This is a genomic window from Bradyrhizobium sp. USDA 3315, assembly GCF_054056795.1.
Genome location: NZ_JBSRYP010000001.1, coordinates 942,707 through 954,671, shown reverse-complemented (window position 1 = coordinate 954,671; position 11,965 = coordinate 942,707). Strand labels below are relative to the sequence as shown.

Here is an 11,965-nt window from a genome sequence, read left to right as displayed (position 1 = left end):
CCCCGCTTCAAGCGGGGCATCCAGTACGCCGCGGCCTATCGGCTCAATAATTGCTGACTCTGGAATACTGGATCGCCTGGACAATGAGCCGCGCGATGACAGCAAGAGAAGCTAAATATTCGCCGCGAGGTCGGTCAGTTCGTCGAACAGGATGCCAGTCGTGGCCAGCATCCGCTCGATCTCGTCGGTGGCATCGCTGACCGAGCGGTTCGAGGTGTCGATGGTCAGTTCGTTGCCGGTCGGCGGCTGGTAGTCATTGGTGATGCCGGTGAAAGACGGCAATCCGCCGGAGCGGGCCTTGGCGTAATGGCCCTTGGGGTCGCGGGTCTCGCAGACTTCGGCCGGCGTCGCGACATAGATTTCGCGGAACGCGCTGTCGGCGATGCGGCGAGCTGCCGCACGGTCGGAGGTCGATGGCGACACCGCGGCGACGATGGCGATATGGCCGTTGCGCGCCAGGTGGGTCGCGACTTCGGCGAGGCGGCGGATGTTTTCGGCGCGGTCCTGCGGCGAGAAGCCGAGATCGCCGTTCAGCCCGGCACGCAGCGTGTCGCCATCGAGCAGGATCGGCGAGCCGCCATTGCCGAACAGGCGCCGTTCCAGCGCCCGCGCCAGGGTCGACTTGCCCGAGCCGGGCAGGCCGGTCAGCCAGATCACTGCGCCGTTGTGGTGGTAGCGTGCCGAGCGCTCGTCCGGCCGCAGCGCGGACTCCACCGGCACGATATCGACCGGCACCGCCGGCCGGCCGGCGTCGACCGACAGCACGAGACCGCCGCCGGCGATACGGCCGTTGACCTCGATCACGAGGCGGCCGGTGCGCGGATTGTCGGTGTAGGGATCGGTTGCAACCGGCTGCGCCAGCGAGATGTCGATCTCGCCGACATGGTTGCGCGCGATCGCGGTGTTCTCTTCGTTGGACAGCGCGCCGGGATCGACCGCCTTCTCGATCGCGACCACGGTGGCGCGGCTTTCCTTGGTGCCGAGCCGGATCAGGATCTGCTCGCCCTTGGTCAGCGGCTTGTCGTGCAGCCAGAAGATCCGGGCGCGGATGCGGCGGGTGTCGCGCGGGCTTTGCCCGGAATGTCCGATGATGTCGCCGCGCTCGAGGAACAGCTCGCGGTCGAGCGTGATGCCGACCGAGCGGCCGGCGCCCTGCGGGGCGCCCACCGGCGTCACCGGCCAGCTCTCGACGGTCTTGATCTGCGCGATCTTGCCGGTCGGCATGATCACGATCTCGTCGCCGGCCTTCAGGCTGCCGGACTCGATGCGGCCCGCCACGATGCGGCGGTCGTCGAACTTGTAGATCGCCTGCACCGGCAGCCGCAGCGGCAGCTCGGCCAGCGGGCGTGCCGGCTCGAGCGCATCGAGCGCCTCGACCACGGTCGGTCCCTTGTACCAGTCGATCCGCGCCGTGCGCTCGGCAACGCCATCGCCGTCGCGCGCCGAGATCGGGATCACCGCCGTGGGCGTGACGCCGAGGCCGATCAGATGCGCGGAAATCTCGTCGCTGATCTCCTTGAAGCGGTCGGCGCTGAACTCGACGCGGTCCATCTTGTTGACCACGACCGCGACCTGCTTCACGCCGAGCAGATGCAGGAGATAGCCGTGCCGCCTGGTCTGGTCGCGCACGCCTTCCAGCGCATCGATGATCAGCACCGCGCCGTCGGCCTGCGAGGCGCCGGTGATCATGTTGCGCAAGAACTCTGCGTGGCCGGGCGCGTCGATCAGCACGACGTCGCGCGAGCGGGTGCGGAAGCGGATCTGGGTGGTGTCGATGGTGATGCCCTGGTCGCGCTCGGTCTGCAGCGCATCGAGCAGGAACGACCACTCGAACGGCATGCCGCGCCGCGCGCTCACCGCCTTCAGCATTTCCAGCTTGCCGTCCGGCAGGCTGCCGGTCTCATGCAGCAGGCGCCCGACCAGCGTCGACTTGCCGTGATCGACGTGGCCGACGATAACGATGCGCACCTGCGGCCGCGTCGTGCCGTTGGGCGTTGCCGAGATCGAGGCAGTGGGAAGGATCATGTTCATCGGAACGCTCGCACGAAGCTTGGTGTTGCTTGAAGTGTTGATCAGAGATAGCCGGCGACGCGCAGCCGCTCGAACGCATCCTCGGTCTCGTGGTCGAGCGCGCGGCCGGCGCGCTCCGGGACCTTGGTGCCGTCGAGCTCGGTGAGGATCTCGTCTATGTTGGAGGCGGTGGAGGCGACCGGGAAGGTGATGTCGGCATCACCCAGCGAGCGGTAGCGCTTGCCGTCCTTGGCGAGATAGAGCGGGATGATCGGAATGCCTTCGCGCTTGGTGTAGGCCCAGATGTCGGCCTCGGTCCAATGCAGGATCGGATGGATGCGCAAATGCGCGCCTTGCGGCGGCGAGGCGTTGAACTGGTCCCAGAACTCCGGCGGCTGGTCGCGGACGTCCCATTCGCCTTCGAGGCCGCGCGGCGAGAACACGCGCTCCTTGGCGCGGGTGGCCTCTTCGTCGCGGCGGATGCCGGCAATCAATCCGTCAAAGCCGAACTTGTTGAGCGCGAGCTTCAGGCCCTCGGTCTTGCGCGCGGCGGAACGTGCGGCCGGCGGCAGGGTCGGGTCGACGCTGTCGATCGGCGGGCAGGGCTCGACGCGCAGGTCGAGATCCCACTCCTTTCCGAAGCGGTCGCGGAACGCGTACATCTCCGGAAATTTCTTGCCAGTGTCGACGTGCAATGCCGGGAACGGGACGCGGCCGAAGAACGCCTTGCGCGCCAGCCAGATCATCACGTTGGAATCCTTGCCGAGCGACCACAGCAACGCGAGCTTTTTCAGCCGGGCGAACGCTTCGCGCAGAATGTAGATGCTCTGCGCCTCCAGCTCGTCGAGATGATCCATCGACGGAGGCGCCTGATTGGCGGGAATCCCCGGCACGGAAGATGCATTGCTAAGCGCTGCGGACCGCGTCCTGGCGGCGACGGATTCGTTGTCGAGAAGATGCATCTCTTGGCCTTGGCCTGTGGAGTTGAAAATTCTAAAGTTGCGCTGCAATAGAGAAGAAATAATTTTCTCTTTGCTGGCCTTGATCGAGAGATAAATAGAAAATAATTTCAGTCAACCCCCAAGTTGGGGAAGCGAGTGTCTGATGCGATATCTGCCGGTGTTTCTGGATCTGCAAAGCGGCAAGGTGCTGCTCGTTGGAGCGGGCGACCTCGCGCGCGCCAAGTTGCGGCTGCTCGCAGCCGCCGGCGCCGCGGTGCGCTGGTACGCGACCGACGGTGATCATGACATTGCCGGTCTTGCGGCGGAGGACGCCGCGCGGATCGAGCGCGCCGAAGGCGATCCGCTCGCCGCCGATCTTTCCGATGTCATCGCCGTCCTCTGTGCCGGCGCAGGCGAGATCGGTGTTGCGATGTCGGTGCGCGCCAAAGCGATCGGCCTGCCGGTCAACGTGATGGACGACCTCGTACATTCCACCTTCATCATGCCGGCGATCGTGGATCGCGGCGATGTCGTGGTCGCGGTCGGCACCGGCGGCACGTCGCCGGTGGTGGCGCGCCGCATCCGCGAGAAGATCGAGGCGGTGCTGCCGGCGCGGATCGGCGATCTCGCCGGCTTCATCGGCGGCGTCCGCAAATCGATCCACGCCCGCATCGAGGAGTTTCCGCTGCGTCGCCGCTTCTGGGAGCGCATTGTCGACGGCCCGATCGGCGCGCTGGTGCTGGCCGGCCGCAAGGACGAGGCCGAGCAAGCGCTGAACGCGATCACCGATCCCGCCGCATTCGCCGGCGCGAGCGCGGAAGGCAAAGCCATCGGTCACGTGACGCTGGTCGGCGCCGGTCCCGGCGATCCGGATCTGCTCACGGTGAAAGCGTTGCGCGCGCTGCAGGATGCCGACGTCGTGTTCTATGACGAATTGGTGTCGTCCGAAATTCTCGACCGCATCCGGCGCGATGCGACGCGGATCCCGGTCGGCCGCCGTGTCGGCAAGCCCGGCATCGGCCAGGATGCCATCAATGCACTGATGATCGAGGCCGCGCAGTCGGGCCAGCGCGCGGTGCGGCTGAAGGGCGGCGATCCCTTTATCTTTGGCCGCGGCGGCGAGGAGATCGAGGCGCTGCGCGACGCCGGCGTCGCCTACTCCATCATTCCGGGCGTCTCCGCCGGTCTGGGCGCGGCCGCGCAATTCGAAGTGCCGTTGACCTTCAGGCACGAGGCGCTGCGCATCACCTTCCTCACCGCGCACAAGGCGCGCGATGCCGAGGTTGTCGACTGGTCGGTGCTGACAGACAAGAAGATGACCGTCGTCGTCTATATGGGCATGACCGCGGCGCCTTCGATCCGCGAAGGCATGCTTGCCGCGGGCCGCTCGCCGGAGACGCCGGTCGGCGTGTTCGCGCGCGTGACGCGGCCGGATGCCAAGGCCGCGGTCGGCACGCTGGCGCGGCTGCCCGAACTGGTCAAACAGGTCGACGGCGGTCCGGCCATTCTCATCATCGGCGACGTGGTCGCGCATTCCGCGCCGTGGAGCCGGTCCAACGTCACCCAACTCTTCTCCAACCAGATGTTCTCCGAACTGCTGAAAGCTGCCGAATGACCTCTCCGCTTGAACAGAAGAAAATCAGGATCACGGGCCCCTCGGTGGTGACCGCCAACCGTACCTGGGATGGTGCCGTGGTGTACCGAACCGCCAAGCAAGGCTGGTCCACCGAATTGTCCGATTCCGCCGTCGTCAGCACCTCCGACGACGCGCGAGCGCTTTTGGCCGAAGCCACCGCCGACGATGTCGGCGCGGTCGGCCCCTACATCGCGCCGGTCGAGCTCAAGGACGGCGGCAAGCTCAAGCCGGGCAATCTTCGCGAACACATCCGCGCCAAGGGCGTCACGATCGATCTTCAGGTGCCGGCGTAAGGCTCATCCATCATGTATGCATATGACGAACTCGACCGCACGCTGATCAACGAGCGTGTTTCGGAATTCCGCGACCAGGTGAAGCGCCGCCTTTCCGGCGAACTCACCGAGGACGAATTCAAGATCCTGCGCTTGCAGAACGGCGTGTACCTGCAGCTGCACGCCTACATGTTCCGCGTCGCGATCCCCTACGGCACGCTGTCGTCGAAGCAGTTGCGCCGGCTCGCCCATGTCGCGCGCCGCTACGATCGCGGCTACGGCCACTTCACCACGCGGCAGAACATCCAGTTCAACTGGATCAAGCTCGCCGAGCTGCCCGACGCGCTGTCCGATCTCGCCGAAGTCGGCATCCATGCGATGCAGACCTCCGGCAACAACATGCGCAACGTCACCTCGGACCAGTGGGCAGGGGTAGCGCCCGGCGAGATCGAGGATCCGCGGATCTGGTCGGAGATCCTGCGCCAGCACACCACGCTGCATCCGGAATTCTCGTTCCTGCCGCGTAAGTTCAAGATCGCGATCACCGCTTCCGAGCACGATCGCGCCGCGATCAAGATCCACGACATCGGGCTGCGGCTGCACAAGAACGCCGACGGCGAGACCGGTTTCGAGGTGCTGGTCGGCGGCGGCCTCGGCCGAACGCCGTTCATCGCCAAGACCATCAAGCCGTTCGTCCACGGCCGCGACATCCTGAGCTATGTCGAGGCGATCCTGCGCGTCTACAACCAGTACGGCCGCCGCGACAACATCTACAAGGCGCGCATCAAGATCCTGGTGCACGAGCTCGGCATCGAGAAGTTCGCCAAGGAAGTCGAGGAGGAGTGGAAGGCGATGGGCGATGTCGGGCTGACGCTCGATCGCGCCGCCATTGAGGAGGTCCGCTCGCGCTTCTCCTATCCGCCTTACGAGAAGCTGCCGCACATGCCGGACGAGCTGAAGCAGGCCGCGCATGATCCGCTGTTCGAGCGCTGGCGCAAGAACTCGGTCGCGCCGCACAAGGTGCAGGGCTATTCGATCGTGACGCTGTCGCTGAAGCCGGTCGGTGGCCCTCCGGGCGATGCCACTGCCGAGCAGATGGACGCGGTCGCCGACCTCGCGGACAAATATTCGTTCGGCGAGATCCGCGTCGGCCACGAGCAGAACCTCGCGCTGCCGCACGTCGCCAAGCGCGACCTGCCGCAGCTGTTCAAGGCGCTCGATCGCCTCGGCCTCGCGACGCCGAACGTCAACCTCGTCACCGACATCATCGCGTGCCCGGGGCTGGACTACTGCTCGCTGGCCAATGCGCGCTCGATCCCGATCGCGCAGGAGCTGACGCGGCGCTTCGCCAACCACGACACCGCCGACCTGATCGGGCGGCTGCACATCAACATCTCCGGCTGTATCAATGCCTGCGGCCATCACCATGTCGGCCACATCGGCATTCTCGGCGTCGAGAAGAACGGCGAGGAATTCTACCAGATCACGATCGGCGGCCGCGCCGACGAGAACGCGCAGTTGGGCACGCTGATCGGCCCGGCCGTTCCCTATGCGGAAGTCGCCGACGTGATCGAAGACATTGTCGAAGCCTATCTCGCGCTGCGCGACCGTCCCGAGGAATTGTTCGTCGATACGGTGAAGCGTCTGGGCGTCGAGCCTATCAGGGAGCGGGTCTATGCCACTCGTTAAGCAGGGAAGAATCACCACCGATCTGTTCGTGCATGTCGCCGACGGCGCCGAGCTGCCGGGCGACGGCGCGGTGCTGGTGAGCGCCGAGCGCTTTCTCGCCGATCCGGAGGCGCTGCTGCGCCGTCCCGGCAAGCTAGGGGTGATCTGGCCGAACAACCGCAACCTCGACGATCTCGTGCCGCATCTCGATCGGCTGGCCTCGGTCGCGCTGGTGTTTCCGACCTTCCGCGACGGCCGCGCCTACAGCCAGGCGCGCCTGCTGCGCGAGCGTTACGGCTATGACGGCGAGCTGCGCGCCACCGGGCAGATCCTGCGCGACCAGTTCGTGTTCATGACGCGCGCCGGCTTCGACGCCTTCGAGGTGAAGAAGGATGCCGACGCCGACGCGTTTGCCGCGACCATGAAGCGCTATTCGGTGTTCTACCAGCCGACCGGCGACGGCCGCGTCACCGCACTCAACCGCCGCATGCAGCTGCGTCACTCGGAGAGCGCCGGCCAGTGAGCACGCTTGCACCAGGGCTCGTGGTGGCGCCGGCCGCATTGCCCGCGGCCGATGCGCTCGATCGCGCGCTGCGCACGGCCTCGCCCGCCGAGGTGATCGCAGCCGCGGTCAAGACGCTCGGCCGCGAGAAAGTGGCGCTGGTGTCGTCGTTCGGCACCGAGTCCGCCGCGCTGCTCAAGGTGATGGCGGATGTCGATCCGGCGATCCCGGTGGTGTTTCTCGATACCGGCTGGCTGTTCGAGGAGACGCTGGCTTATCGTGACACGCTGATCAAGACGCTCGGCCTCACCGACGTGCGCTCGATCAAGCCCGATGAGGAAGCGCTGTCGCGCCAGGATCCGGACCGCGAGCTGTGGTTCACCGATCCCGACGCCTGCTGTCGCATCCGCAAGGTCGAGCCCTTGGCGCGCGCGCTGAAACCGTTCGCCGGCTGGATCAACGGCCGCAAGCGTTTCCAGGGCGGTGCCCGCGCCGACATCCCGGTTGTCGAGGATGACGGCGTCAGGCTGAAATTCAATCCGTTCGCCAACGTCTCGCGCGAGGAGATCGAGGCGATCTACACGCTCGGCAAGCTGCCGCCGCATCCACTTGTCGCATCGGGATATCAGTCGGTCGGGTGTATGCCTTGCAGCAGCCGGTCCGCTGCCGGCGAGGATGCACGCGACGGCCGCTGGCGCGGTCGGGCCAAGACGGAATGCGGCATCCATACGATGAAGATGTCGTAAGCATGATCCCTGCGACAAACGCGAAGCGTTTGCGCGGGGGCGCTCAATCGCGATGAACCTTCATCGCGATTTGGCGACGCGACAAAGCCTTCGCAGTGCCGCGACTTCGTAGCACAAGCGCGCTGCGCCGCCGAAAACAAAGAAAACCGGTTTCGTTGACTTAAGACCACTTCGCCGTGAGTTATGTCTTGCGTGTTCCCTGACATTTCTCAGGTTGAATGGAGAGCGAAATGATCCGTCGTATCCTGCCGCTGGTCGCGGGACTGTTGTGGGCGAGCTCGGCCTTTGCGGCCGACTATTCGCTGCTGAACGTGTCGTATGATCCGACCCGCGAGCTCTATGTCGATTTCAACAAGGCGTTCGCCGCGGCCTATCAGAAGGAAACCGGCAAGAGCGTCGAGATCAAGCAGTCGCATGGCGGCTCCGGCTCGCAGGCGCGCTCGGTAATCGACGGATTGCAGGCCGATGTCGTCACGCTGGCGCTCGCCTATGACATCGATGCGATCGCGGGCAAGGGCCTGATCGCGGCCGACTGGCAGAAGCGGCTGCCGCTCAACGCCTCGCCCTACACCTCGACCATCGTGTTCCTGGTGCGCAAGGGCAATCCCAAAGGCATCAAGGATTGGGACGATTTGATTAAACCCGGCGTCAGCGTCATCACGCCGAACCCGAAGACCTCGGGCGGCGCGCGCTGGAACTATCTCGCCGCCTGGGGCTATGCGCAGAAGAAGTTCGGCTCCGCGGACAAGGCGAAGAAGTTCGTCGCCGATCTCTATCAGAACGTGCCGGTGCTCGACACCGGCGCGCGCGGCTCGACCGTGACTTTCGTCGAGCGCGGCGTCGGCGACGTGCTGCTGGCGTGGGAGAACGAAGCCTTTCTGGCGCTTCGCGAATTCGGCGCGGACAAGTTCGAGATCGTGGCCCCGGCGCAGTCGATCCTGGCCGAGCCGCCGGTCGCCGTGGTCGACAAGGTCGCCGACAAGAAGGGCACCCGCGCCGTCGCCGAGGCCTATCTGAAGTACTGGTACACCAAGGAAGGCCAGGAGATCGCCGCGCGCAACTCGTACCGGCCGCGCGATCCCGAGATCGCCAAGGAGTACGAAAAATCCTTCGCCAAGGTTGAACTTTTCACCATCGACGACGTTTTTGGTGGTTGGACCAAGGCCCAGAAGGAGCACTTCGCCGAGGGCGGCATCTTCGATCAGATCTACAAGAACTGATCGGATTATCAGGGGGATATGTGAGCACAGCGGTTGCACGTCGCAGTACCCTGCCGGGGTTCGGTCTCACCATGGGACTGACCCTGACATGGCTCTCCGTTATCATCCTGATTCCGCTGGCCGCGCTGTTCCTCAAGACGTTCGAGCTCAGCCTCGACCAGTTCTGGGCCATCATCACCAGCCGCCGCACCCTGAATGCCCTGAAGATTTCGTTTGGGCTTTCGTTTGCGGCCGCCTGCGTCAATCTGGTGATGGGCACCGTCATCGTCTGGGCGCTGGTGCGCTACCGCTTTCCGGGCCGGCGGCTGTTCGACGCCATCGTCGATATTCCGTTTGCCTTGCCGACGGCGGTCGCCGGCGTCGCGCTGACGCAGCTGTTCGCCCAGAAGGGCTGGCTCGGCGCGCCGCTCGCGGAGCTCGGCATCAAGGTCGCGTTCACGCCGATCGGCATCTTCATAGCGATGATCTTCATCGGCATTCCGTTCGTGGTGCGCACGGTGCAGCCGGTGCTGATCGATCTCGATCCCGAGATCGAGGAGGCGGCGGCGAGCCTGGGCGCCAATCGCTGGCACACCGTGTTTCGCGTCATCCTGCCGAGTTTGATCCCGGCGCTGCTCACCGGCTTCGCGCTGGCCTTTGCCCGCGCCATCGGTGAATACGGCTCGGTGATCTTCATCGCGGGCAATCTGCCCAATGTCTCCGAGATCGCGCCGCTGTTGATCGTGATCCGGCTGTCCGAATTCCGCTATGCCGATGCCACCGCGATCGCGGTCGTGATGCTGGTGGCCTCGTTCCTGATCATCTTCCTGATCAACCGGCTGCAGCGCTGGGCGCAAGCCCGCATCCCCGTGCATTGAGGTCGAGATGTCGATGCAGACGGGATTGGTGACCTCGACCACGCAACTGCGGACCTACGCACCCGCGACCGATGTCAGCGTCGCGGCGCCGGCGCCGCGGCTCGAGATCCCGCGCGCGGAGCCGGGGACGGCGCAGCACAATTTGCGCACCGAGCCCGGCCCGATCCGCTTCATCATCATCGCGCTCGCGATTACCTTCCTCAGCGTCTTCGTCGTGCTGCCGCTGGTCGTGGTGTTTGCGTCGGCGTTCTCGAAAGGGATCGGCGCGTATCTCGCGGCGCTGGCGGAGCCTGAGGCGCTCGCCGCCATCAAGCTGACGCTCTTGATCGCCGCGATCTCGGTCACGCTCAATCTTGTGTTCGGCGTGATCGCGGCCTGGGCGATCTCGAAGTTCGAATTCACCGGCAAGACCTTCCTGATCACGCTGATCGACCTGCCGTTCTCGGTCTCGCCGGTGATTTCGGGCCTGGTCTACGTGCTGCTGTTCGGCGCGCAGGGCTATTTCGGGCCGTGGCTGCAGGCGCATAACGTCCACATCCTGTTCGCGGTACCCGGCATCGCGCTGGCGACGATCTTCGTCACCTTCCCCTTCGTGGCGCGCGCGCTGATCCCGCTGATGCAGGAGCAGGGCACCCAGGAAGAGGAGGCGGCGATCTCGCTCGGCGCCTCCGGCCTGCAGACCTTCTTCCGCGTCACGCTGCCCAACATCAAATGGGGCCTGCTGTACGGCGTCCTACTCTGCAACGCGCGCGCGATGGGCGAGTTCGGCGCGGTGTCGGTCGTGTCCGGCCACATCCGTGGCGAGACCAACACGATGCCGCTGCTGGTCGAAATTCTCTACAACGAATACCAGTTCGTCGCCTCGTTTGCGATCGCGTCGCTGCTCGCGATGCTGGCGCTGATCACCCTGGTGGCGAAAACCGTTCTCGAGCGGCGGCTCGACGAGGCAGAGGTGCCCGATGGCGATTGAAGTCAAGAATATCGTAAAGACGTTCGGCAGCTTTGCCGCGCTCGACAATGTCGACCTCAAGGTCGCCGACGGCGAGTTGCTTGCCCTGCTCGGTCCGTCCGGCTCCGGCAAGACGACGCTGCTGCGCATCATCGCGGGCCTGGACTGGCCCGACTCGGGCGAGGTCGCGATCGACGGCGAGAATGCGCTCTCGCGCGGCGCCAGCGAGCGCCAGGTCGGCTTCGTGTTCCAGCACTACGCGCTGTTCCGCCACATGACGGTGTTCGAGAACGTCGCCTTCGGCCTGCGCGTGCAGCCGCGCGCGGTCCGCAAGGACGAAGCGACGATCCGCGCCCGCGTCAAGAACCTGCTGGACCTGGTGCAGCTCGATTGGCTCGCCAACCGCTATCCCAGCCAATTGTCCGGCGGCCAGCGCCAGCGCATCGCGCTGGCGCGCGCGCTCGCGATCGAGCCGCGGATCCTGCTGCTCGACGAGCCGTTCGGCGCGCTCGATGCCAAGGTGCGCAAGGAGCTCAGGCAATGGCTGCGCTCGCTGCACAACGAGATCCACGTCACCTCGATCTTCGTCACCCATGACCAGGAAGAAGCGCTCGAAGTCGCCAACCGCGTCGTAGTGATGGACAAGGGCAAGATCGAGCAGATCGGCTCGCCCGGCGAGGTCTATGACAATCCGGCGACCGCCTTCGTGCACGGCTTCATCGGCGAATCCATCGTGCTGCCGGTCGACGTCGCCGGCGATGCGGTGCGGCTGGACGGCCGTCCCCTGAACATTCCGGCGCTCGGCGCGGCATCGGGCGCGGCAAAACTGTTCGTCCGCCGCCACGACATGGCGGTCGGCCCGGCTGGAACCGGCGCCCTGGAAGGCGCCATCCGGCACGTCCGTTCGTTCGGTCCGATCCAGCGCGCCGAGGTGGCCCTGTCGGGGAGCGAGGGCAAGACCGTGATCGAGATCGACGCCCCCCGCGACCGCGAGCTCCAGGCCGGCGAAATCGTCTCCCTGCAGCCCCGCCGCTACCGGATCTTTGCCGTCCAGGAGTAGGCATCCGGGCGACGGTTCCTGACCACATCCACCGTCATTCCGGGGCGGTCCGTAGGACCGAGCCCGGAATCTCGAGATTCCGGGCTCGCTTCGCGCCCCGGAAT

11 protein-coding genes are annotated in these 11,965 nt (G+C 65.6%); 9 read left to right on the top strand and 2 right to left on the bottom strand.

All coding sequences use genetic code 11. From position 1 onward, the window contains the following. Positions 1-111: 111 nt before the first annotated feature. On the bottom strand, positions 112-2,031 hold the full coding sequence (gene cysC, locus ACVIYL_RS04365) for an adenylyl-sulfate kinase (RefSeq protein WP_253604665.1): 1,920 nt from the start codon (positions 2,029-2,031) through the stop codon (positions 112-114). A 41-nt stretch (positions 2,032-2,072) separates the two neighbouring features. After that, a complete protein-coding gene (cysD, locus tag ACVIYL_RS04360) occupies positions 2,073-2,867 on the bottom strand; it encodes a sulfate adenylyltransferase subunit CysD (protein ID WP_038386140.1) in 795 nt (264 codons plus the stop codon). Between the two features lie 247 nt (positions 2,868-3,114). Here cysD and cysG point away from each other — a divergent pair, with 247 nt between their 5' ends. The 9 genes from cysG (at position 3,115) to ACVIYL_RS04315 (ending at position 11,861) form a co-directional block, all read left to right on the top strand. Beyond that, the gene (gene cysG / locus ACVIYL_RS04355) at positions 3,115-4,566 is read left to right on the top strand and encodes a siroheme synthase CysG (protein ID WP_316395944.1); all 1,452 of its coding nucleotides are present in this window, start codon (positions 3,115-3,117) and stop codon (positions 4,564-4,566) included. Further along, complete coding sequence (locus ACVIYL_RS04350; RefSeq protein WP_028334721.1) at positions 4,563-4,880, top strand: DUF2849 domain-containing protein; 318 nt, start codon at positions 4,563-4,565, stop codon at positions 4,878-4,880. The genes cysG and ACVIYL_RS04350 overlap by 4 nt, the downstream gene beginning before the upstream one ends. A gap of 12 nt (positions 4,881-4,892) precedes the next feature. Beyond that, on the top strand, positions 4,893-6,548 hold the full coding sequence (locus tag ACVIYL_RS04345; RefSeq protein WP_456777840.1) for a nitrite/sulfite reductase: 1,656 nt from the start codon (positions 4,893-4,895) through the stop codon (positions 6,546-6,548). Further along, positions 6,535-7,050: a DUF934 domain-containing protein gene (locus ACVIYL_RS04340; protein ID WP_016845212.1), complete on the top strand. Its 516-nt coding sequence runs from the start codon at positions 6,535-6,537 to the stop codon at positions 7,048-7,050. Before ACVIYL_RS04345 ends, ACVIYL_RS04340 begins: the two co-directional genes overlap by 14 nt. Continuing rightward, entirely contained in the window at positions 7,047-7,775 is a 729-nt protein-coding gene (locus ACVIYL_RS04335) for a phosphoadenylyl-sulfate reductase (RefSeq protein ID WP_456777839.1), read from the top strand. The genes ACVIYL_RS04340 and ACVIYL_RS04335 overlap by 4 nt, the downstream gene beginning before the upstream one ends. 230 nt (positions 7,776-8,005) lie before the next feature. Beyond that, complete coding sequence (locus tag ACVIYL_RS04330; RefSeq protein ID WP_050387293.1) at positions 8,006-8,995, top strand: sulfate ABC transporter substrate-binding protein; 990 nt, start codon at positions 8,006-8,008, stop codon at positions 8,993-8,995. A gap of 50 nt (positions 8,996-9,045) precedes the next feature. Beyond that, positions 9,046-9,852, top strand: a complete 807-nt coding sequence (gene cysT / locus ACVIYL_RS04325; protein ID WP_092086688.1) for a sulfate ABC transporter permease subunit CysT — start codon at positions 9,046-9,048, stop codon at positions 9,850-9,852. Positions 9,853-9,859: 7 nt separating this feature from the next. Then, on the top strand, positions 9,860-10,822 hold the full coding sequence (gene cysW, locus ACVIYL_RS04320) for a sulfate ABC transporter permease subunit CysW (RefSeq protein WP_456777838.1): 963 nt from the start codon (positions 9,860-9,862) through the stop codon (positions 10,820-10,822). Next, entirely contained in the window at positions 10,812-11,861 is a 1,050-nt protein-coding gene (locus tag ACVIYL_RS04315) for a sulfate/molybdate ABC transporter ATP-binding protein (protein WP_456777837.1), read from the top strand. The genes cysW and ACVIYL_RS04315 overlap by 11 nt, the downstream gene beginning before the upstream one ends. Positions 11,862-11,965: the final 104 nt, after the last annotated feature.